The sequence below is a fragment of the Streptomyces dengpaensis genome (assembly GCF_002946835.1).
GTDB classification, from domain to species: Bacteria; Actinomycetota; Actinomycetes; order Streptomycetales; family Streptomycetaceae; genus Streptomyces; species Streptomyces dengpaensis.
This window is the reverse complement of record NZ_CP026652.1, coordinates 3,244,710-3,267,202: the sequence shown is the minus strand read 5'-3', so window position 1 is coordinate 3,267,202 and position 22,493 is coordinate 3,244,710. Positions and strand designations below refer to the sequence as shown.

Sequence of the window (22,493 nt, the reverse complement as noted above, 5' to 3'; positions counted from 1 at the left end):
CGCTCGGGACGATGTACGGCGGAGTCTCGGGGTGTGACGTACCGCGGAGTCCGGTGTGACGTACGGCGGAGTAAGGGGTCAACCTGGCACTCGCTAGTGACATCGTCGAATTCACTGCGTACGCTCCTGAATATGGATATGCACACTGTGGTGGTGGGGACGTCCGGGGTGACCGCGTCCGACGTTCTCGCCGTGGCGCGCGACGGCGCCCGGATCGAGCTCTCCGGCGAGGCGGTGGCGGCCCTCGCCGCGGCCCGCGGGATCGTGGACGCGCTGGCGGCCAAGCCGGACCCCGTCTACGGCGTCTCCACCGGGTTCGGCGCCCTCGCAACCCGGCACATCGGCCCGGAGCTGCGCGGCCGGCTGCAGCGCAACATCGTCCGCTCGCACGCCGCCGGGATGGGCCCGCGGGTGGAGCGGGACGTCGTCCGCGCCCTGATGTTCCTGCGGCTCAAGACCGTCTGCTCCGGGCACACCGGCGTACGGCCCGAGGTCGCACAGACCATGGCGGACATCCTCAACGCCGGCATCACCCCGGTCGTGCACGAGTACGGGTCGCTCGGCTGCTCCGGCGACCTGGCGCCGCTGTCCCACTGCGCGCTCACGCTGATGGGCGAGGGCGATGCCGAGGGCCCGGACGGCGTCGTACGCCCGGCCGGCGAACTCCTCGCCGAGCACGGCATCGCGCCCGTCGAGCTGCGCGAGAAGGAGGGCCTCGCCCTCCTCAACGGCACCGACGGCATGCTCGGCATGCTGGTCATGGCCCTCGCCGACCTGGAGACGCTCTACAAGTCAGCCGACGTCACCGCGGCACTGTCCCTGGAAGCGCTCCTCGGTACCGACAAGGTCCTCGCCCCCGAGCTGCATGCCATCCGCCCGCACCCGGGCCAGGGTGCCAGCGCCGCCAACATGCTGGCCGTGCTGAAGGGTTCGGGCCTGACCGGACACCACCAGGACGACGCGCCGCGCGTCCAGGACGCCTACTCCGTGCGCTGCGCCCCGCAGGTCGCCGGCGCCGGACGCGACACCATCGCCCACGCGCGCACGGTCGCCGAGCGCGAACTCGCCTCCGCCGTCGACAACCCGGTCGTGCTGCCCGACGGTCGCGTGGAGTCGAACGGCAACTTCCACGGCGCCCCGGTCGCGTACGTCCTCGACTTCCTCGCCATCGCGGCCGCCGACCTCGGCTCCATCGCCGAGCGCCGCACCGACCGGCTGCTCGACAAGAACCGCTCGCACGGTCTCCCGCCGTTCCTCGCGGACGACGCCGGTGTCGACTCGGGCCTGATGATCGCCCAGTACACGCAGGCCGCGCTGGTCAGCGAGATGAAGCGGCTCGCGGTCCCCGCGTCCGCCGACTCGATCCCTTCCTCCGCGATGCAGGAGGACCACGTCTCCATGGGCTGGTCGGCGGCGCGCAAGCTGCGGACGGCCGTCGACAACCTCACGCGCGTCATCGCCATCGAGCTGTACGCCGCCACGCGCGCCGTCGAGCTGCGTGAGGGGCTGACCCCGGCCCCTGCGTCGCAGGCGGTCATCGACGCCGTACGGGCGGCGGGAGTTGAGGGTCCCGGTCCCGACCGCTTTCTTGCCCCCGACTTGGCGGCCGCGGACGCGTTCGTGCGCGGCGGTGGCGTGGTGGCCGCGGCGGAGTCGGTGACCGGCCCGCTCGCGTAGCGATCCGCTGTACGTGACCGGGGGCGCCGTTCGGTCGGGCTGTGCCCCCGGTCACACGTCACGGTGGCCCGTGCCCGTCTGGGGGTGTGCTACTGTCACATTGATACGTTTTTGGTACCCATTTACTTTGTGCGCCTGATCGGAATCTCCGCAGGCGCGTTTTGTTTTACCGGCATCTCCGGCTTTTCCCGGTGCATACTCCGGATGGGGCCCCTACCTGTTCAGGAGAAATGCATGGCTACTGGCACCGTGAAGTGGTTCAACTCGGAAAAGGGCTTCGGCTTCATCGAGCAGGACGGCGGCGGCCCCGACGTCTTCGCTCACTACTCCAACATCGCCAGCTCCGGCTTCCGTGAGCTGGTCGAGGGCCAGAAGGTCTCGTTCGAGGTCACGCAGGGCCAGAAGGGCCTGCAGGCGGAGAACATCAACCCCGCCTGATTCGGGGACGCGCTTTTCCAGAGCCGGGGCCCGCACCTTCGGGTGCGGGTCCCGGCTCGCGCTGTGCGTGCAGTCCGTGGGGCCCAGGAAGGAAATCCAGATCCAGCATGACTCGATCCGAACGTCCCGTCCGTAAGCGGCCGGCCAATGCACGGGGCAGCGCCCAGGCGAATTCGTCCGCACGAGGCGCGGGCCGCGGCGGCGGCCGTAATGCCGGCCGGGGCGCGGCCCGCAAGGTCGTGCCGCCGCAGGAGTTCTCGCTGCCCGAGACCCTCACGCCCGCGCTGCCCGCCGTCGACTCCTTCGACGCGCTGGACATGCCGGCCGCGCTGACCAAGACCCTCGCGTCCCAGGGCGTCACCGAGCCCTTCCCGATCCAGGGCGCGACCCTGCCCAACTCCCTTGCCGGGCGCGACGTTCTCGGCCGGGGCCGCACCGGCTCGGGCAAGACGCTCGCCTTCGGACTCGCCCTCCTCGCGCGTACGGCCGGTCGCCGTGCCGAGGCGAAGAAGCCGCTCGCGCTGGTCCTCGTCCCCACGCGCGAACTCGCGCAGCAGGTCAACGACGCGCTGACGCCGTACGCGACCGCCGTGAACCTGCGCGTGGCCACGGCCGTCGGCGGTATGTCGATCAGCCGGCAGTCCGGGGCGCTGCGCCGCGGCGCCGAGGTCCTCGTGGCCACCCCGGGACGGCTCAAGGACCTCATCGAGCGGGGCGACTGCGCGCTCGACCGGGTCGCGATCACCGTGCTCGACGAGGCCGACCAGATGGCCGACATGGGCTTCATGCCGCAGGTCACGGCGCTGCTCCAGCAGGTCGAGCCGGACGGTCAGCGGCTGTTGTTCTCGGCGACGCTCGACAAGAACATCGACCGGCTCGTACGGATGTTCCTCACGGACCCCGTCGTGCACTCCGTCGACCCGTCGGCCGGCGCGGTGACCACCATGGAGCACCACGTGCTGCACGTCGCCGACGAGACGGACAAGAAGGCCGTGGCGATGCGGATCGCGGCGCGCGACGGCCGGGTCATCCTCTTCGTCGACACCAAGCGCGGCGCGGACCGCTTCACCAAGCGGCTGCTCGCCAACGGCGTACGGGCGTCCGCGCTGCACGGCGGGCGCAGCCAGCCGCAGCGCAACCGCACCCTCGACCAGTTCAAGAACGGCCAGGTCACCGCGCTCGTCGCCACCAACGTGGCGGCCCGCGGCATCCACATCGACGACCTTGACCTCGTGGTCAACGTCGATCCGCCGACCGACCACAAGGACTACCTCCACCGCGGCGGACGCACCGCCCGCGCCGGGGAGTCCGGCAGCGTCGTCACGCTCGTACTGCCCGAGCAGAAGCGCGAGATGACCCGCCTGATGGTGGACGCCGGCATCACCCCGCGCACCGCCCGCATCAAGTCCGGCGATGAGGAACTGACCCGCCTCACCGGGGCCCGCGAGCCCTCCGGCGTCCCCGTCGTGATCGAGGTCCCGCAGCCGGCCGCCCAGCCACAGCAGCGTCCCAAGTCGCGCCCCAGGACCGGGGGCGGCGCCAGGAGGCCGGCGGGTACGGGCGCGAGCGCGGCCGGGGGTACGGAGTCCCAGGGCCGTCAGCCGCGCCGTGGCGGCACGGGCGACAGCACGGCCGCCGGCCGCTCGGGCGGCCGCGGCCGCGCGCCGCAGCGCCGCACGGAACGAGGCGGCCAGGGCGGCAGCGGACGCAGGGCCGCTTAAGGGGATCTGGCAAACACCGGGCGGGACCCCGCGCCCCGTAAGGGGCGCGGGGAACTGCGCGATCAGCCACGGACGGCCCGCAGCGAAAGAACGACCCCATCGCACCCAGGCGCCCCGCCAGTCACGGCCCCATGGCGCCCCGTCCGTCACACGGTGCCGAAGAACCCCGGATCCACCGAGTCGAGCTTGATCGCGGTGTCCCGGTGGAGCCGGAGGACTTCCGCCAGCGGGACCGCCCGCCGTCTGGTGGCCGAAACGTCGCGGCGGGCCTCCGCGGTCCAGAGGTACGGCACGACGGACAGCCCCTGCGTCCCGGTCAGCGCGCCGGACTCCCCGCGCCAGCCGGGCCAGCGCAGGGTGTCGTAGAACCGCTCCGTGCCCTCGGAGAGGAACCACGCGAGCCAGGTACTGTGGCTCACTTCGAGGCTCTCCCAGCGCAGCGAGTCCGGCGCGAAGTACGTGATCTCGCCGGGGCGCCCGGGACGGCCCGCCGCCTCGGGGTCGGGCCCGTTCATGGCGTAGACCCCGCCCAGGACGTCGTGGCCGACGACGAGACCGTTGAAGGGGCGCCAGGCCGGATCGAGCCGCTCGGGAAATCCGTTGACCTCGGCGAGACTGGGCAGCCCCGTCGCACCGCCGGGCACCCCCGTCGGCGAATCGGCGTCACCCGGGCTGCCGTAGATCCGCACCCACCCGCTGTCCAGCACCACCCCACCGCAGTTGAGCACCATCCCGCCCAGCCAGGAGCGCGTGGTGATCTGCATTTGGAGCAGGGTGGCGCGGCCCAGCGCCGGGTCGACCGGCACCACGTCCATGGACACCATGCTGGTGCCGAGTGCCTCGGACAGGACCGGCCAGGAAGACTCCTCGACCTCGGTCAACTCGCTCAGCTCTCGCATGGATCCCCCGCAGGTTTTCCGGCCCGAGCACCGCGCTCAGTAGGCCATCGTGCGCTCGCGGCGCACCGAATAGAAGATGAATCCGGCTCCCAGGCCGAGGAAGAGGGTGCCGCCGAAGACGTACGGCGTCGTGTCGACGCTTCCGGTGTCGGCGAGTTGGGTGTGGTCCTGGGCCTCACCCGACTCCGCGGTCGCCTCCGTCGACTCCCGCACCGCAGTGGTGGTGACGGTCGACGCGGTGGTGGACGCCGAGACGCTCGGGATGGGTTCGTCCTGGGTCGCGTTGGCGGACGGGACGAACCACAGGGCCCCCAGGAGGGACCCGGCTGCGGTGGCGGTCAACAACGATCGACGTGCGGCGGACACGAAATATCGATCCCCTTGTGGCGCTGGCGAATTGGCCGTGTGGGGCGATGCTAATGAAAGGCGCGGGTCGTGGGAAAGTCGCGCACGTGCGGGCCGTACGCTCCGTTCCATGAGTACTCCTGAGACATCACAGTTTGTGCGGCTTCGGGTCGAACTGGTGCTGCAGGTCGACGACCCCGACGCCCTCACCAAGGCCGCGCTGCGCCGCGTGGCCGATGACGCCGACATGCCGGCCGACGAGCGGACGCACGCCGAGAGCGCGGTGACGGAAGACACCTCCGAGGCCCTCGCGTATCTCGTGGACCCGTTCGACCTGGTCAGCGAGGTGCCCGGGGTGGACCTCGCGCAGGCCTCCTGGAGCAGCGAGCCCATCGACTACGACCCCGATTCGCCGGATTGGGACCTCGACGAGGATGATGCTGACGAGGACGACGAAGACGACGAGGAAGGTGCCCGCGGCTGACGCGGCTTGGGGAAATCGTGACCCCGGGCGGCAACCGCCGCCCGGGGTTCTGTCGTCTCAGGAGTCCCAGGGGGAGGGGCACTGGCCGCGTCCGCACCACTGGATCCGGCGGTCCGGACGTGGTGTGTCCCACATCTTCGAGGTATGTGGAACGGGACGAACCGGTCGTAGCGTTGATAGCTCGTACGGGGCTCCTGTGTCCTTTGGTGATTCGGCAACGATGGAGAAGCGTGTGATGACGGACAGTAAGCGGCGCAAGGGCCTGATGGCCGCGTCCGCACTGCTCGGCGGGGTGCTGGTGCTCTCTGGGTGCAGCGGGGGCGAGGCCAAGGCTGAGGGCTCGGACGGCGGCGACAGCTCGTCACAGGCCAAGGTCGACGAGGCGGCTGCCGAGAAGTCCTCCGAGGCCCAGATCAAGATCACGCCGAAGGACGGCTCCGACAACGCCTCCATCAACAACGGCACGGCGGTCACCGTGAGCAAGGGCACGCTCACGTCCGTCACCATGCAGACCGCCTCCGGCACCGCCGTCGCCGGTCAGATATCCGCCGACAAGAAGAGCTGGAAGCCCGCCGGCCAGCTCGAGCGCGCCACCACATACAAGGTCGCCGTCGAGGCCACCGACTCGGCGGGCCGCACCGCCCATGAGAACTCCTCGTTCACCACGGTCTCCCCGGCCAACAGCTTCATCGGCAACTTCACGCCCGAGGACGGCTCGACCGTCGGCGTGGGCATGCCGGTCTCGATCAACTTCAACAAGGCGATCACCAACAAGGCCGCCGTGCAGAAGGGGATCACCGTCACCTCCAGCAGCGGCCAGGAGGTCGTCGGCCACTGGTTCAACGCCAACCGCCTGGACTTCCGCCCGGAGGACTACTGGCAGGGCGGCTCCACCGTCACCCTCAAGCTCTCGCTCGACGGCGTCGAGGGCGCCAGCGGTGTCTACGGCGTGCAGCAGAAGACGGTCACCTTCAAGATCGGCCGTAACCAGGTCTCCGTTGTCGACGCCAAGTCCAAGACGATGAAGGTCACCCAGGACGGCAAGACCGTCAAGACCATCCCGATCTCCGCCGGTTCGCCCACGAACACGACGTACGAGGGTCAGATGGTGATCTCCGAGAAGTTCGAGGAGACCCGGATGGACGGCGCGACGGTCGGCTTCACGGACGACGACGGCAAGGGCGAGTACGACATCAAGGACGTACCGCACGCCATGCGTCTGTCGACCTCCGGCACCTTCATCCACGGCAACTACTGGGGCGCCAAGTCCATCTTCGGCGCCGTGAACACCAGCCACGGCTGCGTCGGCCTGTCCGACACGAAGGGCGCGGGCGACCCGAACACGCCCGGGGCCTGGTTCTACAACAACTCGCTGATCGGTGACGTCGTGGTCGTCAAGAACACCGGCGACAAGACCATCGCCCCGGACAACGGCCTCAACGGCTGGAACCTCGACTGGGCGGCGTGGAAGGCCGGTTCGGCCGTCTGAGTTACCTGAACCGTCAAGGCGGCGGCAGCCCTCGGGGCTGCCGCCGCCTTCGCGTTTCCACCGGTTTCCGGAATCCCGCACGGGATCACACAGGTGAACTCCCGCTCCACCACAGCCTTCTCATCGTTCTCTTATTCCGGCCTTAACGCTTCATCACGCGCCGTACCTAGCTTGCGGCCCATGTTCTTCACCTACCTGAGGCGCGAGTTGCGCCGCCGCAGAAAGGCGGCCCTCGTCGTCGCCTCCGGACTCGCCCTGGGCATCGCCCTGGTCATCGTCGTCAGTTCCGTGTCCTCGGGCATGGAGAAGGCGCAGGGCAAGGTCCTCCAGTCGCTGTACGGGCTGGGGACGGACATGACGGTCACGAAGGCCGCCGAGCCCGCGTCGAGCAGCGGCGGCGGCAAGCGCTTCAACTTCGACGCCCGCCCCGACGACTCCGACGACGAGCAGAGCAGCGACCGCGTCATGGTCCAGGGCTTCCAGACGCTGTCCGCGAAGACGGTCGCCGAGGTCGACGCCCAGCAGGGCGTCGCGGACTCCGTCGGCGGGCTGAGCCTCCAAGTCATCAAGGTCAGCGGGCAGTTCAAGCAGGGCCAGTTCAAGCAGGACCAGAACGGCAAGCAGAACAGCCAGGGCGGTCCCGGCGGGGCGCAGCCCTCCCCGCAGGGCCGTGTCGAGGGCGGCGGCGCCGAGTTCGACGTGGACAACTATTCGGTCTACGGCACCGACGTCACCAAGCCGGCCCTCGGCCCGCTGACCTCCTCGAAGATCACCAGCGGTCGTACGTTCAAGACGACGGAGACCAACGCCAAGGTCGTCGTCGCGGACACGTCGTACGCCAAGGAGAAGAAGCTCAAGGTCGGCAGCACGGTCACCATCAAGGGCGTCAAGTACAAGGTCATCGGCATATCGACGCCGGACAGCGGTGACGCGGCGGCCAACCTGTACATCCCGCTCAAGCAGGCGCAGACGATCAGCGACTCCAAGGACAAGGTCACCACGATCTACGTCAAGGCGTCCGACTCGCAGCAGATCGACAGCGTCAAGAGCACCATCCAGAAGAACATCCCGGATACGACGGTCACCACCTCCGCCGACCTCGCCGACACCGTCTCCGGCTCCCTGTCCACCGCTTCCGACCTCGCCTCCAGCGTCGGCAAGTGGCTGTCGATCGCGGTGCTCGTGGCCGCGTTCCTGGTGGCGGGTCTGCTCACCTCCTCGGCCGTCTCCCGCCGCGTACGCGAGTTCGGCACCCTCAAGGCGCTCGGCTGGAAGTCGGGCCGCGTGACCCGCCAGGTCGTCGGTGAGGCCATCGTCCACGGTCTGGTCGGCGGTGCCCTCGGTATCGCGCTCGGCCTCACGGGCGCGTACGTCGTCACCGAGATCAGCCCGAACCTCCAGGCGGAGCTGGGCGGTTCGGGCGGCGGCCCGGGCGGTGGCGGCCCGGGCGGCGGCCCCGGCGTCAGCGTCATCGGCGGTCCGGCGCGGGAGACCGCGTCCAAGGCCCTCGACGTCGCGCTCACCGCGCCCGTCAGCATCGACACGATCGTCGTCGCGGTCGCCCTCGCCGTCACCGGCGGTCTGATCGCCGGGGCCTTCGGCGGCTGGCGCGCCTCCCGGCTGCGGCCCGCGGACGCCCTGCGCCGCGTCGAATAGGCCCCGCCCCCCGTACCTACTCCCCGCCCCCTTACGCACCGCACTTACGTATCCCAGGAGTTGCACCATGTACGAACTCAGAGGCGTCACCAAGCGCTATACGCGGGGCAAGGAAACGGTCGACGCGCTCGCCGGAATCGATCTGACGATCGGGGACGGCGACCGGCTTGTCATCCAGGGCCCCACCGGTGGCGGAAAGTCGACCCTTCTCCAGATGCTCGGCGGGCTCGACCGCCCGACCGCCGGGAGTGTCGAACTCGACGGCACGGACATGGCGAGACTGTCCGAGGCGAAGCTCACCAGGGTGCGCAGCGAGAACATCGGTTTCGTCTTTCAGAGCTTCAACCTGATTCCCACGCTCACCGCCCAGGAGAACGTCGAGACCGCCCTCGTACCCCTCGGTGTGAAAACGAGGGAACGGCGCGAACGGGCCGCCGCGGCACTGGAGTCGGTGGGGCTGGCCGAGCGGCTCGGGCATCTGCCCGCCGAGCTGTCCGGCGGCCAGCAGCAGCGCGTCGCCATCGCCCGAGCCCTGGTCAAGCAGCCGAAGGTGCTGCTCGCCGACGAACCCACCGGAAACCTCGACGAGTCGATGCGCGACGAGATCATGGACGTACTGGAGGCCATGTGGAAGGAGCACGGGCTCACTTTCATCATGGTCACGCACGATTCAGCGATAGCGCAGAAGGCGCCGCGGCTTGCGACGATCCGCAAGGGCCGGATCACTGTCAAGGAGAACGCGGGAGCATAAAGGAGTGCAAAAGGGGAGCGCGGGAGCGGAGCGGAACAACTCCGTCAACTCTTCACTGTCACCTCTCTATTGAGCGGTCGATCACCCCCCGGGCATACTTGCGTATTCCGGGGGGTGCACGCGCATGCGTGCGGGATGTCCCCCGGCCGGATGAATCGGGAATTCATCCGGACCACATCTCCAGGGGGAGACTTGCGCAGACAAATGAAAAGAGCGTGCGCGGCGACCATCGCCACGGCTGCGGCCGTGGCCCTGGCGGCGGGAATGACCAGCCCGGCGTCGGCGAAGGCGGAGCGCGCGAGCGGCGCATCGGCGGCCGGACAGCACCGGCTCACGGCCAAGCAGCACATCACGCTGATCACCGGTGACCGGGTGGCCGTCGACGCGAAGGGCCGCGTCGTCGGCTTCGAGCGTGCCAAGGGCCGCGACCGCATACCGGTGACGATCCGTAAGGCGGACGGCCACACGCTCGTCGTGCCGGCCGACGCCCAGCGCCTGATAGCCACCGGCAAGCTCGACCAGCGGCTCTTCGACGTCACCGAGTTGAGCAAGACCCGTAACTCCCAGAAGCGGGGCCTGAAGCTCATCGTCGGCTACCAGGGGGCAGCGACGGCCGCCAAGGCGGACGTCCGTGAGGCGGGCACGCTCCGCCGCACCCTGAAGTCGCTGAACGCGGACGCGCTGCTCACGCCGCGGCAGGACGCGGCGGAGCTCTGGTCGGCGGTCACCGAAGGCGGCAGCACCGCCTCCGGTATCGCGCACGTCTGGCTGGACGGCGTCCGCAAGGCGAGCCTCGACAAGTCGGTCCCGCAGATCGGCACCCCGAAGGCGTGGGCGGCCGGGTACGACGGCAAGGGCGTCAAGATCGCCGTCCTCGACACGGGCGTGGACGCGACCCACCCGGACCTCAAGGACCAAGTGGTCGCGGCGAAGAACTTCTCCACGTCCGCCGATGCCACCGACAAGTTCGGGCACGGCACGCACGTCGCCTCGATCGCGGCGGGCACGGGCGCGAAGTCGAACGGCACGTTCAAGGGCGTCGCGCCCGGCGCCAAGCTCCTCAACGGCAAGGTCCTCAGCGACGACGGCTACGGCGACGACTCGTCCATCCTCGCGGGCATGGAGTGGGCCGCCGAGCAGGGCGCCGATGTCGTCAACCTCAGCCTGGGCGGCGGCGACACCCCGGCGACCGACCCGCTCGAAGCCGAGGTCAACAAGCTCTCCGAGGAAAAGGGCATCCTCTTCGCCGTCGCGGCCGGCAACGACGGCGACTTCGGCGAGCAGACCGTCGGCTCCCCGGGCAGCGCGGCCGACGCGCTCACCGTCGGCGCGGTCGACGACAAGGACCAACTGGCGTCCTTCTCCAGCCGTGGCCCCGGCCTCGACGGTGCCATCAAGCCGGACGTGACCGCGCCCGGCGTGGACATCACGGCGGCCGCCGCCCCGGGCAGTCTCATCGAGAAGGAGGTCGGCCAGAAGCCCCCGGGCTATCTGACGATCTCCGGTACGTCGATGGCGACTCCGCATGTCGCGGGCGCGGCGGCGATCCTCAAGCAGCAGCATCCCGACTGGACGTTCGCCGAGCTCAAGGGCGCGCTGACCGGCTCCGCGAAGGGCGGCGCGTACACGCCGTTCCAGCAGGGTTCGGGCCGGATCCAGGTCGACAAGGCGATCAAGCAGTCCGTGATCGCCGACCCGGACTCGGTGAGCTTCGGCGTCCAGCAGTGGCCGCACACCGACGACAAGCCGGTGACCAGGCAGCTCACCTACCGGAACCTCGGCAAGACCGACGCCACCCTCACCCTCACGGCGACCGCCACCAACCCCAAGGGCCAGGCGGCTCCTTCGGGCTTCTTCACGCTCGGCGCGAAGACGGTGAAGGTCCCCGCGGGCGGCAAGGCCGCGGTGGACGTCACCGTCAACACCAAGCTGGGCGGCACCACGGACGGCGCGTACGCGGCCTACGTGACGGCCACGGGCGGCGGCCAGTCGGTACGGACGGCGGCGGCCGTGCAGCGCGAGGTGGAGTCGTACGACGTCACGGTGCAGTACGTCCACCGCGCGGGTGAGACGCCCATCCACCTCACGGACCTGTCCGCCTACACGGGTCTGGCCGAGGGCCGGACCTTCTTCACGCAGGGCACCGCGACCACGGAGACCATCCGGGTGCCCAGGGGCGACTACCTCTTCAACTCCCAGCTGGTGAAGGACCTCACCAATGCTGAGGGAGGCGTCGACTGGCTGGTCCAGCCCAAGCTGAGCGTCACCAAGAACACCACGGTGACCGTCGACCAGAACGCCGCCAAGTCCGCCGACATCACGGTGCCGGACACCCGGGCGAAGCAGCTGGCGGCGATGGTCTCCTACGCGTACGACCCCGCGGGCGTCGGTTACGGCGTCGGCATGGAATCCTTCCAGGACCTGCGGGTCGGCCACATCGGCCCCGCGGTCTCCTCCGGGCTGTCCCAGAGCTGGTCCGGCACGTGGGCCAAGGGGGACGACGCCGAGTACGACGTGTTCACCGGCGGCAAGGTCACCAGGCTGCGCGGCGCGCACGTCAAGCACTACAAGGCGAGCGAACTGGCCACGGTGAAGACCAACCTGGGCGCCGCGGCCTCCGGCAAGACGGGGTCGGTCACCGCGTTCGGCTTCCTGCCCGATGACGTCTCCTTCGGAGTCGGCGTCGAGCGGAAGCTGCCGGGCACGCGCACGCTGTACGTGTCCACCGGCGACCAGGTCCAGTGGAGCCTCGACTTCGAGCAGTACGGCGGCAAGGACGCCGACGGCTTCCCGGTCGGCGAGGCCTTCTACACGCTGGGCGACCCGCAGACCTTCTCGGCGGGCAAGAGCTACACGAAGACGTTCAACACCGGTGTCTTCGGCCCGAAGACGGGCGGTCTGTACGGCGTCTACCGCGACGGCTCGTACATCAACGGGTATCTGCCGATGTTCGCCGACGGCCAGTCGCACGCCGGCTCGTCCGTCTACACCTCGGTCAGGACGACCCTGTACCGCAACGGCACCAAGGTCGCCGAGACCGACGATCCGCTCGACGGCAGCGGCCAGTTCAAGGTGCCGGACGCGGACGCGGCGTACCAGCTGACCACGTCCATCAAGCGTTCCGTGAAGGTGGCCGCGGCCTCCACCCGGATCGACGCGAGCTGGACGTTCCGCTCCAAGAAGGCCGACACGGCGAAGCTGCCGGTCTCCACGGCCCGCTTCGGCGCCTCCCTCGGCCTCGACAGCCGCGGGCCCGCCGACGAGAAGGTCACCATCCCGGTCACCGTCCAGGGCGCGGCCGCCGGTTCGAACCTCAAGTCCCTGTCCGTGTACGTGTCGTACGACTACGGCCAGACATGGACCAAGCTCGACGTCAGGAACGGAAAGATCACCTTCAAGAACCCGGCGAAGGGCAAGGGCATCTCGTTCCACGCCAAGATCGCCGACAAGAAGGGGAACAAGTCGACGATCTCGATCTACAACGCGTACTACGGGAAGTGACGCGACGGCCGGACGGGCTGGAAGGTTTCAGCCCGTCCGGCGTTTGAGGATGAGCGCGAAGCGCGACAAGCGGGGTTCTGGGAGCGGCAGCCCCCAGGTACGGGAATGGGCAGGGGCGGCGGGAGCGAAACCCTACTGCGGGGAAGCCGTGCCCGCGCGCGTGGCGTCGGTGCCCCAGGAGGCCAGCAGCCGCAGCGCCTCCGCGGAGGCGGACCCCGGCTCCGCGTGATACGTGACCAGCGCCAGCTCACTGTCACCCGTCACCTGGAACGACTCGAACTGGAGCGCCAGATCACCCACCAACGGATGCCGCAGCCGTTTCTCCCCGTGCGTCTTCTCCTTCACGTCATGCGTGGCCCACAACCGCCGAAAGTCCCCGCTCTTCACGGACAGCTCCCCCACCAGCGCCGACAGGCGCGGATCGTCCGGATGGCACCCCGCGTCCATGCGCAGCTGGCACACGATGTCGATCGCCTTCTGCTCCCAGTCCACGAACAGATCGTGGTAATCGGGCTTGAGGAACACCAACCGAGCCCAGTTCCGCTCCTGCGGAGGCAGCTCCGACCAGTCCCCGAAGACGGCCGCGGCCATCCGGTTCCACGCGAGGATGTCCGCCCGGCGCCCGACGACGTACGCCGGAACCCCCTCGAACGTGTCGAGCAGCTGCCGCAAGGCGCCTCGCACCTGCTGCGGCCGAGCCGGCTGCTTCTTCTTGTGCTGCTTCGGCTTGGCGAGGTGCGTGAGGTGCGCATACTCGGCATCCGTCAGCCGCAGCGCACGCGCGATCGCGTCGAGCACCTCCGCCGAGACGTTCCGCCCGTTGCCCTGCTCGAGGCGGGTGTAGTACGCGACGGACACCCCGGCCAGCTGCGCCAGCTCCTCGCGGCGCAGCCCGGGCACCCGGCGGTGCCGCCCGTAGTCCGGCAACCCCACGTCCTCAGGCTTCAGCCGGGCCCGGCGGGTGCGCAGGAACTCACTGAGCTCGGCACGCCGGTCCAGCGGCTGCCCCGGCTGTTCGTCCATACGTCCAGTATTCACGGTCGTACGCAGAGAAGCCTGACCCCGCCAGTGGTAGGACCAGCGGACGTACGCAGAACCGTGGCCTGGGTAAACCGCGTGAGCCACGGCAGTCTGGACGACGTACCTGGTCGGAAGGCAACCAGGTACAAGATCTCTCCTGAGGAGAACCCCGGCATGACCACTGTCGCTGCGTACGCCGCTCCCGCCGCCAAGGCTCCGCTGGAGCGCACCACCATCGAGCGTCGTGAGGTCGGCGAGTTCGACGTCCTGATCGACATCAAGTTCGCCGGCATCTGCCACTCGGACATCCACCAGGCCCGCGAGGGCTGGGGCGAGGCCATCTTCCCGATGGTGCCCGGCCACGAGATCGCCGGCGTCGTCTCCGAGGTCGGCTCCGGCGTCACCAAGTTCAAGGCCGGTGACCGCGTGGGCGTCGGCTGCATGGTCGACTCCTGCCGCGAGTGCGAGAACTGCAAGGCCGGCCTGGAGCAGTACTGCGCCAACGGCAACGTCGGCACGTACAACGCCCTCGACAAGAACGGGGAGCCCACCTACGGCGGCTACTCCCAGAAGATCGTCGTCGACGAGAACTACACCGTCCGCATCCCCGACGGTCTGTCTCTCGACGTGGCCGCCCCGCTGCTCTGCGCCGGCATCACCACGTACTCCCCGCTCAAGCACTGGAACGCCGGCCCCGGCAAGAAGGTCGCCATCCTCGGCATGGGCGGCCTCGGTCACATGGGCGTCAAGATCGCGCACGCGCTCGGTGCCGAGGTGACCGTGCTCTCCCAGTCCCTGCGCAAGCAGGAGGACGGCCTGAAGCTGGGCGCCGACCACTACTACGCCACCAGTGACCCGAAGACCTTCGAGGAGCTGGCCGGCACGTTCGACCTGGTCCTGTCCACGGTCTCGGCTCCGCTGAACCTGGACCAGTTCCTGTCCCTGCTGAAGACGGACGGCGCCTTCGTGAACGTGGGCGCGCCCGAGGAGCCCGTCTCGCTCAACCTCTTCTCGGTGATCAGCGGACGCAAGACCCTCGCGGGCTCCGGCATCGGCGGTATCCAGGAGACCCAGGAGATGCTGGACTTCTGTGCGGAGCACGGCTTCGGTGCGGAGATCGAGCTGATCGGAGCGTCCGAGATCAATGACGCGTACGAGCGGGTGCTGGCGAGCGACGTCCGCTACCGCTTCGTGATCGACACCGCCACGATCTAGTTCTTGGTCGTTGTGTGGGGGGCGCCCGCCCGTCGTAGGCCGGCCGTCGTAACGGTCGTACGGCTGGTCGGGCGCCCTTCCGCGTTTGACGTCTGACGTTCGCCCAAGGCAGGGCTTGCCTTGGGTTCACAGCGGAGGGTTTGGGGCCGGGAAGGCGGGCTGCCTAGTCTGAAAAGGTGGCTCGGATTCCTGCGAGGAGGTCTTCGCGATGTCCATAGCGCTGAACCACACGATCGTCGCCGCCCGCGACAAGAAGGCGTCGGCGCAGTTCCTGGCCGACATCCTGGGCCTCGAAGTGAGCCCGCAGTACGGCCCGTTCATCCCGGTCCAGATCCCCAACGGGGTCACGCTGGACTACATGGACACCGACACGGCCGCACCGATCACGCCCCAGCACTACGCCTTCCTGGTCTCGGAGGCCGACTTCGACGAGATCCTCGCCCGCGTCCAGGAGTCCGGCCTCACGTACTGGGCGGACCCGTTCCACCGCATCGTGAACGAGATCAACACCAACGACGGCGGCCGCGGCGCCTACTTCGACGACCCGAACGGCCACAACCTGGAAATCCTGACGAGGCCGTACGGAAGCGGCACGGACTGACGTCCCTGGCGACGGTCCTGTTCAGGGGGCCCGGATCGAGGCCGCTCGCGCGGAGGTCCTCATGCCCGAAGGAGAAGTCCCCGTTGGGCAGGGCGCCGCCGACGTGCCGCCCGACCACGGTGCCGGGACGGAACTGACACAGCCGTGACGCATGCGCTCGCCGAACTGCGCCCGACGAGGCGATCGTGGCAGGACCCCGTATGGGGCTCGGCGGCAGCTAACGCACCCGGCGGGTCATCGCGCCGCCGACAGCGCATGGCGCTCTGGGCATACAGAGCGCTGCTCACCGGGTCGTACCCGGCGAGCAGCGCGCTCAGCGTTGCCGTGACGTCCGGCGGGAGCGGCTAGCCGTCCGCCTTCGCCACACCGATCGGGCAGGACACGCCCGTCCCGCCGATCCCGCAGTACCCCGCCGGGTTCTTGTCGAGGTACTGCTGGTGGTAGCCCTCGGCCGGGTAGAAGGTGCGGCCCTCGGCGGGGAGGAGTTCCGTGGTGATCGTGCCGTGGCCCGAGGCCGTGAGGACCTTCTGGTAGGCCTCGCGGGAGGCGGCCGCGGTGGCGGCCTGGGCCGGGGTGTGGGTGTAGATGGCCGAGCGGTACTGGGTGCCCACGTCGTTGCCCTGGCGGAAGCCCTGGGTCGGGTTGTGGGACTCCCAGAAGACCTTGAGGAGCCGCTCGTACGAGATCACGGACGGGTCGTAGACCACGCGGACCGCCTCCGTGTGGCCCGTCAGGCCCGAGCAGGCCTCCTCATACGTCGGGTGCTCGGTGAAGCCGCCCTGGTAGCCCACCAGGGTCGTGTACACGCCCGCCGGGAGCTGCCAGAACTTGCGCTCCGCGCCCCAGAAACAGCCCAGGCCGAAGTCGGCGATCTCCATGCCCTCGGGGTAGGGGCCGAGGAGCGGGGTGCCGAGGACCGTGTGGCGTTCGGGGACCGTGAAGGACGGCTCGGGGCGGCCGCGCAGCGCCTGCTCGGGGGTGGGCAGCTGCGGTGTACGGCTGTGCAGGAACATGCTCTCTCCACGGGGTACGGGTTGCGGGGGGTCATCCGCATCAACATGGGAACCGCCTCCGGCATTCCGCGCGCTCAGCCCAGCCCGGCCTGTGCGGCCGCGCGCGGCGCGACCGCTCTCTGTCGCGGGCCGGCGCGCGCCTCAGTGCGGCAGCGTCGCCGGGTTCCCCCCGTTCGCCTCGTACCCCGCCACCGCCAGCGCCCGGTATATCGCGTAGTCCGCGGCCGGGTCGGAGGTCAGGGTCCAGGGAAGCGCGCCGACGTGGCCGTCCACGTGCACCAGCTGGTTCATCGCCTCGGCCCAGCGCTCGCTGCGGACGAGGAAGAAGACCAGGAGGTGGCGGACGTGGGCCAGCATCGGGTCGTCGGGGCGGGCCGCGTGCACCGCGAAGAGCGCGCCGTGGACCGCCTTCGTCACGACCTCGCTCTGGTAGAAGCCGCGGACCAGGTTCACCTCGGGGAGGTGCTCGAAGACCGCGAAGAGGGGCATGGCGGCCAGCAGGGAGCCCTCGGGGGCGCGGGCCGCGGCTGCCTCCGCGAAGGAGTACGCGACCTCACGCGAGCCGTGCCACTTCTCGCACCAGTAGTGCAGGGCCGCCAGATGCGCCCCCATGTGGGACGGCGCGCGGTCCAGGATCTTCAGCCAGAGCTTCTCGAACTCCGGCTGCTCGTAGCCGAGTCCGCGGGCCACCGACAGCTCGATGATGTACGGGACCGGGTCACCGGGGGACAGCAGCGCCGCCTCGCCGCACGCGGCCCGCGCCTCCTCCATGATGATCCGGAACTCGTCCGTCCCCGGCGTCGACGTACGCCACGCCTGCTGCACCAGGAACTCCGCGTGCACCGCCGCGCCGCCCGCGTCCTTGGGCTGCTCGGCCCGCCACACCCGCAGCCACTGCCCACCGGGCGTCTCGCTGACCCCGCCGGGGCGCTGCTGCAGCTCGACGGACGCGGCGCCCGCGAACGCCTGCACCCGCTGCCAGCGCCGCTCGCCCGCCGTCTCCGTGCCCGCGAGCAGCTGCGATGCCGAGCGGTAGTCCTGCGTGCGCTGGACCAGGTCCAGCACGTCCAGCAGGTCCTGGTCCGGGCCCGGCATGCGGATGTCCAGCTCCTCCTGCCGCAGGAACCCGTAGTTCGACGGGTCCGCGGCGTCCGGATCGCCGGGCATGACCTGCTGAATACCCGCGCGCCTGCGCATGAGAACCGGCAGCAGGACCATGCTGAACATGGCCAGTGCCAAGAGGACCCAGAGAATCTCCATGCCTCAAGCGAACCAGACGGGTCCGACAATTGGCCAACCTGGTCCGCACAAGTTCTCGCGGACGGTGCCACAAGCTCCGGCGGACGGCACCGCAAACCCTCGCGAGGCGGCGCCACAAGCCCTCGCGGGGCGGCATTACAAGGCCTCGCGGGCGTCATCGGCCCCGCGCGCCCATTACGCTCGGGACCCATGAGCGACAGGCACATCAGTCAACACTTCGAGACCCTCGCGATCCACGCGGGCAACACCGCCGATCCCCTCACCGGCGCGGTCGTCCCGCCGATCTACCAGGTCTCGACCTACAAGCAGGACGGCGTCGGCGGCCTGCGCGGCGGTTACGAGTACAGCCGCAGCGCCAACCCCACCAGGACCGCCCTGGAAGAGAACCTCGCCGCCCTGGAGGGCGGCCGCCGCGGCCTCGCGTTCGCGTCCGGACTGGCGGCCGAGGACTGCCTGTTGCGTACGCTGCTCAGCCCCGGCGACCACGTGGTCATCCCCAATGACGCGTACGGCGGCACGTTCCGCCTCTTCGCGAAGGTCGTCTCCCGGTGGGGCGTGGAATGGTCCGTGGCCGACACGAGCGACCTCGACTCCGTACGAGCCGCCCTCACCCCGAAGACCAAGGCCGTCTGGGTGGAGTCGCCCTCCAACCCGCTCCTCGGCATCACCGACATCGCCGCGGTCGCGCAGATCGCGCGTGAGGCGGGCGCCAAGCTGGTCGTCGACAACACCTTCGCGACCCCCTACCTCCAGCAGCCGCTCGCACTCGGCGCGGACGTCGTCGTGCACTCCCTGACCAAGTACATGGGCGGCCACTCGGACGTCGTGGGCGGCGCCCTGATCGTGAGCGACCAGGAGCTGGGCGAGGAGCTGGCCTACCACCAGAACGCGATGGGCGCGGTCGCCGGGCCCTTCGACTCCTGGCTGGTGCTGCGCGGCACCAAGACCCTCTCCGTGCGCATGGACCGGCACAGCGAGAACGCCGGCAAGATCGCCGAGATGCTCACCCGGCACCCGCGCGTGACGCGCGTCCTGTACCCGGGCCTCCCGGAGCACCCCGGTCACGAGATCGCCGCCAAGCAGATGAAGGCGTTCGGCGGCATGGTCTCCTTCCAGGTCGAGGGCGGCGAGGAGGCGGCCGTCGAGGTCTGCAACCGCGCCAAGGTGTTCACGCTCGGCGAGTCCCTGGGCGGCGTCGAGTCCCTGATCGAGCACCCGGGCCGGATGACGCACGCCTCGGTGGCCGGTTCGGCGCTCGAGGTCCCCGCCGATCTCGTACGCCTCTCCGTAGGCATCGAGAACATCGACGACCTCCTCCAGGACCTCCAGCAGGCCCTGGGCTAGTCAGGCCCGCGAGGGTCAGCAGACCCGCAAAGGGTCACCAGCCCGTCAGCGGTGGAGTCGTCTCCGACGGCGGCTCCACCCACGGGCGGGCCGTCAACGCCCAGACGACGAAGGCGACGGCCGCCGCGAACAGCAGCAGCCACATCAGGCGCCGGGCCACCGTCCTTCGGCGCAGCATGCGCCCTCCGCGGCGTACGACGTCCGCGTACAGGTCCGGCGGCACCGGAGGCGGCGCCTGCTCCAGCATCCGCCGCACGACCGCCTCACGCTCGGACCGGTTCATGACGGGGCCACCTCCACCGTCGGAGCCGGGCCCCGCGGCGGGTGCAGCAGCGTGGCCATGGCGCGGGCGCAGATCGCCCGCACCCGTTCCGTGGGGAGCCCGAGCAGGGCCGCCGTCTGTTCCTCGGCGACGCCCTCGTACAGCCTGAGGACCAGAATCAGCCGCTCCTGGGGCGTGAGCCGGGCCAGGACGTTCTCGGGGGAGGGGCGCAGGCGCCCGAAGCTCCCGTACTGGTGCCAGGCCGCGCGCGCGAAGCGCAGGGCCAGCTGCTGGCGGGCCCGGTCGTACGGGTCCTCGCCGCGCAGCCGGTCCCAGGAGGCGTACGTGTGGGCGAGGGCCAGCGTCAGCAGGCGCCGCGCGCGCGGGTTGGCGCCCGGGGGCTCCGCCGTGAGCAGCGTGGCGGCATGCAGCAGCCGCCCTGCCGCGCCCGCGACGAACGCCTCGAACTCCCGGGCCCGGCGGGCGCCTTGGGACGCATGCCGTTCTCGCACCGCGCCTCCCGCCTGAGGGCGACCCTGAGGGAAACGGGCCCCGGCCGCGTACGCCGTGCCGCACCACGTACGACGAGGACCCGGTCTCATATGAGGCCAGGCGCCGCCTCTCGGTCAAGGGCTCGGCGCACATGCACGCGCGCGAAGGGAGCGCCTCCACGCGCGCGTGGGGAGCACATGCACGCGCGCGTGGGGAGGGGATACGAGAAGGACCTCGCGTGGACACTCGATCAACGGAGATGCCGGACACGGTGACGTGCCCCCCGGCGGTTCAGGAAGCCGGCTCCGACTCCGCCACCGGTACGCCCTGGGCGGACTGGCGGGCGGAGAGCGCGCCGTTGAAGCGGGTCAGGAGCGTGCAGAACGCCTCGCGCTCCTCCGGCGTCCAGTCGTGTGTCAGCTCGGCCATCAACTGGCGCCGGGAGGAGCGCACTTCGTTGAGGCGGGCCTGTCCGCGCGGCGACAGCTGGAGGACCACCGCCCGCCCGTCCTCGGGGTGCGAGGTGCGCTTGACGAGCCCGGTGTCGACCAGCGGGGCCACCTGCCGGGTGACCGTCGAGGAGTCGATGCCCATGCTCGCGGCCAGCGCCTTGACGCCCATGGGGCCTTCCTTGTCGAGGCGGTTGAGCAGCAGGTACGCGGCACGGTCCATGGAGTTGCGCACCTGCCCCGCCCCGCCGAGCCGGGTCTGCTCGGCACGGCGCGCGAACACCGCGACCTCGTGCTGCAACGTGTCGAGCAGACCGGTGTCACCGAAGATCGTCATGTCCATCGACATTTCAGGTGTTGTGGGCATGGCCGGGGGCTCAATTCATGCGTGGGGAGCTGGGTTGGGGGACAGGTTACGCGGCCGGGGCGCTAGCCGTACCGGCGCTGCGCAAACCGATCCCGGAGCGTGGTCACGGCGGGAGTGCGGCCGCGTGAACTGCGAGACTGGTGGTCATGAGCTACAGCACGGCTGACTCCTTTCCCAGCGTGACTCTCGACGACGTACGCGGCGCGCAGAAGATGCTCACGGGTGTGGCGCGGGTGACCGCGATGGAGGGCAGCAGGTATCTGTCGCAGCTGGTGGGAGCGCCGGTCCACTTCAAGTGCGAGAACCTTCAGCGCACGGGTTCGTTCAAGCTGCGCGGCGCATACGTACGCATCGCGGGGCTGCTTCCCGAGGAGCGTGCCGCGGGTGTCGTCGCCGCGAGCGCCGGGAACCACGCGCAGGGCGTCGCCCTGGCCTCCTCGCTGCTCGGCGTGCGGTCCACGGTCTTCATGCCCACCGGCGCCCCGCTGCCGAAGGTCGCGGCCACGCGCGACTACGGCGCCGAGGTGAGGCTGCACGGACAGGTGGTGGACGAGACGCTGGCCGCCGCGCAGGAGTACGCGGCCGAGACGGGCGCGGTGTTCATCCACCCCTTCGACCACCCCGACATCATCGCGGGCCAGGGCACGGTCGGTCTGGAGATCCTGGAGCAGTGCCCCGAGGTGCGCACGATCGTCGTCGGGATCGGCGGTGGCGGCCTTGCCGCGGGCGTCGCGCTCGCGGTCAAGTCGCTGCGTCCGGACGTACGGATCGTCGGTGTGCAGGCGGAGGGCGCCGCGGCGTACCCGCTCTCGCTGGCGGCCGGGCGTCCGGTGTCGGTCGAGAACCCGGTGACGATGGCCGACGGCATCAGGGTCGGGCGGCCGGGCGACGTGCCGTTCGGGATCATCGAGGAGCTGGTTGACGAGGTCCGCACGGTCTCCGAGAACAATCTGTCCAGTGCCCTGCTGCTCTGCCTGGAGCGCGCCAAGCTGGTCGTTGAACCGGCCGGCGCGAGCCCCGTCGCGGCGTTGCTGCGGGAGCCCGGTGCCTTCGAGGGCCCGGTCGTGGCACTGCTGTCGGGCGGGAACGTGGACCCACTGCTGATGCAGCGCATCCTGCGCCACGGCATGGCGGCAGGTGGCCGTTACCTGGCGGTCACTCTGCGATTGACCGACCGCCCAGGCGCTCTGGCCACACTTCTCGGGGTGTTGTCAGTGGCAGACGCTAACGTCCTCGATGTGAGTCACGTACGGACCGATCCTCGGCTCGGGCTCACGGAGGTGGAGGTCGAGCTGCACCTGGAGACGAAGGGCCCCGAGCACTGCGCCGAGGTGAATCTGGCGCTGCGCGAGGCGGGCTACACGGTCATCGACTGAGGTCAGGGACCGCGTCCGGACCGCGTCCGGACCGGATCCGCACGGGATCCGGACGGGATTCTGAACCGAGTCAAGATCGAGTCAGGACGGCCTGTGTCTCCTGTGGAAAAACCGGTTGAGTAACGCGATACAT

General features: G+C 69.9%; 20 protein-coding genes. 12 read left to right on the top strand and 8 right to left on the bottom strand.

The window, feature by feature from the left end; genetic code table 11:
- Positions 1 to 138 precede the first annotated feature (138 nt).
- The 3 genes from hutH (at position 139) to C4B68_RS14815 (ending at position 3,836) form a co-directional block, all read left to right on the top strand.
- Positions 139 to 1,677 carry a histidine ammonia-lyase gene (gene hutH, locus C4B68_RS14825; protein WP_099499550.1) on the top strand — a complete coding sequence of 513 codons (1,539 nt, stop codon included), beginning with the start codon at positions 139 to 141 and terminating at the stop codon, positions 1,675 to 1,677.
- 234 nt (positions 1,678 to 1,911) lie between these two features.
- On the top strand, positions 1,912 to 2,115 hold the full coding sequence (locus C4B68_RS14820) for a cold-shock protein (RefSeq protein WP_099499551.1): 204 nt from the start codon (positions 1,912 to 1,914) through the stop codon (positions 2,113 to 2,115).
- Between the two features lie 107 nt (positions 2,116 to 2,222).
- On the top strand, positions 2,223 to 3,836 hold the full coding sequence (locus C4B68_RS14815) for a DEAD/DEAH box helicase (protein ID WP_099499552.1): 1,614 nt from the start codon (positions 2,223 to 2,225) through the stop codon (positions 3,834 to 3,836).
- A gap of 146 nt (positions 3,837 to 3,982) precedes the next feature.
- Here the strand turns inward: C4B68_RS14815 and C4B68_RS14810 are convergent, their stop codons facing one another.
- Together C4B68_RS14810 and C4B68_RS14805 are read right to left on the bottom strand one after the other, a co-directional pair.
- Complete coding sequence (locus tag C4B68_RS14810; protein ID WP_099499553.1) at positions 3,983 to 4,735, bottom strand: DUF2625 family protein; 753 nt, start codon at positions 4,733 to 4,735, stop codon at positions 3,983 to 3,985.
- 36 nt (positions 4,736 to 4,771) lie between these two features.
- A complete protein-coding gene (locus tag C4B68_RS14805; RefSeq protein ID WP_180289171.1) occupies positions 4,772 to 5,101 on the bottom strand; it encodes an LPXTG cell wall anchor domain-containing protein in 330 nt (109 codons plus the stop codon).
- 109 nt (positions 5,102 to 5,210) lie between these two features.
- Here C4B68_RS14805 and C4B68_RS14800 point away from each other — a divergent pair, with 109 nt between their 5' ends.
- The 5 genes from C4B68_RS14800 (at position 5,211) to C4B68_RS14780 (ending at position 12,961) form a co-directional block, all read left to right on the top strand.
- Positions 5,211 to 5,564, top strand: coding sequence for a hypothetical protein (locus tag C4B68_RS14800; protein ID WP_099499555.1), 354 nt, complete (start codon positions 5,211 to 5,213; stop codon positions 5,562 to 5,564).
- A 235-nt stretch (positions 5,565 to 5,799) separates the two neighbouring features.
- On the top strand, positions 5,800 to 7,053 hold the full coding sequence (locus tag C4B68_RS14795) for a L,D-transpeptidase (RefSeq protein ID WP_099499556.1): 1,254 nt from the start codon (positions 5,800 to 5,802) through the stop codon (positions 7,051 to 7,053).
- A 180-nt stretch (positions 7,054 to 7,233) separates the two neighbouring features.
- Complete coding sequence (locus tag C4B68_RS14790; protein ID WP_099499557.1) at positions 7,234 to 8,709, top strand: ABC transporter permease; 1,476 nt, start codon at positions 7,234 to 7,236, stop codon at positions 8,707 to 8,709.
- Positions 8,710 to 8,776: 67 nt separating this feature from the next.
- Positions 8,777 to 9,460, top strand: a complete 684-nt coding sequence (locus C4B68_RS14785) for an ABC transporter ATP-binding protein (protein WP_099499558.1) — start codon at positions 8,777 to 8,779, stop codon at positions 9,458 to 9,460.
- A gap of 204 nt (positions 9,461 to 9,664) precedes the next feature.
- Positions 9,665 to 12,961: a S8 family peptidase gene (locus C4B68_RS14780; protein ID WP_099499559.1), complete on the top strand. Its 3,297-nt coding sequence runs from the start codon at positions 9,665 to 9,667 to the stop codon at positions 12,959 to 12,961.
- A gap of 132 nt (positions 12,962 to 13,093) precedes the next feature.
- On the opposite strand, the gene C4B68_RS14775 is transcribed toward C4B68_RS14780, so the two are convergent.
- Positions 13,094 to 13,984, bottom strand: a complete 891-nt coding sequence (locus tag C4B68_RS14775; protein WP_099499560.1) for a helix-turn-helix domain-containing protein — start codon at positions 13,982 to 13,984, stop codon at positions 13,094 to 13,096.
- A gap of 171 nt (positions 13,985 to 14,155) precedes the next feature.
- Between C4B68_RS14775 and C4B68_RS14770 the strand changes: the two genes are divergently transcribed.
- Complete coding sequence (locus tag C4B68_RS14770) at positions 14,156 to 15,196, top strand: NAD(P)-dependent alcohol dehydrogenase (RefSeq protein WP_099499561.1); 1,041 nt, start codon at positions 14,156 to 14,158, stop codon at positions 15,194 to 15,196.
- Positions 15,197 to 15,404: 208 nt separating this feature from the next.
- Complete coding sequence (locus C4B68_RS14765) at positions 15,405 to 15,797, top strand: VOC family protein (RefSeq protein WP_099499562.1); 393 nt, start codon at positions 15,405 to 15,407, stop codon at positions 15,795 to 15,797.
- A 344-nt stretch (positions 15,798 to 16,141) separates the two neighbouring features.
- On the opposite strand, the gene msrA is transcribed toward C4B68_RS14765, so the two are convergent.
- Entirely contained in the window at positions 16,142 to 16,810 is a 669-nt protein-coding gene (gene msrA / locus C4B68_RS14760; protein ID WP_099499563.1) for a peptide-methionine (S)-S-oxide reductase MsrA, read from the bottom strand.
- 141 nt (positions 16,811 to 16,951) lie between these two features.
- Positions 16,952 to 18,070: a hypothetical protein gene (locus C4B68_RS14755; protein ID WP_099499564.1), complete on the bottom strand. Its 1,119-nt coding sequence runs from the start codon at positions 18,068 to 18,070 to the stop codon at positions 16,952 to 16,954.
- A 189-nt stretch (positions 18,071 to 18,259) separates the two neighbouring features.
- Between C4B68_RS14755 and C4B68_RS14750 the strand changes: the two genes are divergently transcribed.
- Positions 18,260 to 19,414: a cystathionine gamma-synthase gene (locus C4B68_RS14750; RefSeq protein ID WP_099499565.1), complete on the top strand. Its 1,155-nt coding sequence runs from the start codon at positions 18,260 to 18,262 to the stop codon at positions 19,412 to 19,414.
- A gap of 34 nt (positions 19,415 to 19,448) precedes the next feature.
- Here the strand turns inward: C4B68_RS14750 and C4B68_RS14745 are convergent, their stop codons facing one another.
- The 3 genes from C4B68_RS14745 to C4B68_RS14735 form a co-directional block, all read right to left on the bottom strand.
- Positions 19,449 to 19,697, bottom strand: coding sequence for a hypothetical protein (locus C4B68_RS14745; RefSeq protein ID WP_099499566.1), 249 nt, complete (start codon positions 19,695 to 19,697; stop codon positions 19,449 to 19,451).
- Complete coding sequence (locus C4B68_RS14740) at positions 19,694 to 20,188, bottom strand: sigma factor-like helix-turn-helix DNA-binding protein (RefSeq protein WP_099499567.1); 495 nt, start codon at positions 20,186 to 20,188, stop codon at positions 19,694 to 19,696. The genes C4B68_RS14745 and C4B68_RS14740 overlap by 4 nt, the downstream gene beginning before the upstream one ends.
- A gap of 271 nt (positions 20,189 to 20,459) precedes the next feature.
- On the bottom strand, positions 20,460 to 20,966 hold the full coding sequence (locus tag C4B68_RS14735) for a MarR family winged helix-turn-helix transcriptional regulator (RefSeq protein WP_180289189.1): 507 nt from the start codon (positions 20,964 to 20,966) through the stop codon (positions 20,460 to 20,462).
- 164 nt (positions 20,967 to 21,130) lie between these two features.
- Here C4B68_RS14735 and ilvA point away from each other — a divergent pair, with 164 nt between their 5' ends.
- Positions 21,131 to 22,360, top strand: a complete 1,230-nt coding sequence (gene ilvA / locus C4B68_RS14730; RefSeq protein ID WP_099499998.1) for a threonine ammonia-lyase — start codon at positions 21,131 to 21,133, stop codon at positions 22,358 to 22,360.
- The last annotated feature ends 133 nt before the right edge of the window (positions 22,361 to 22,493 follow it).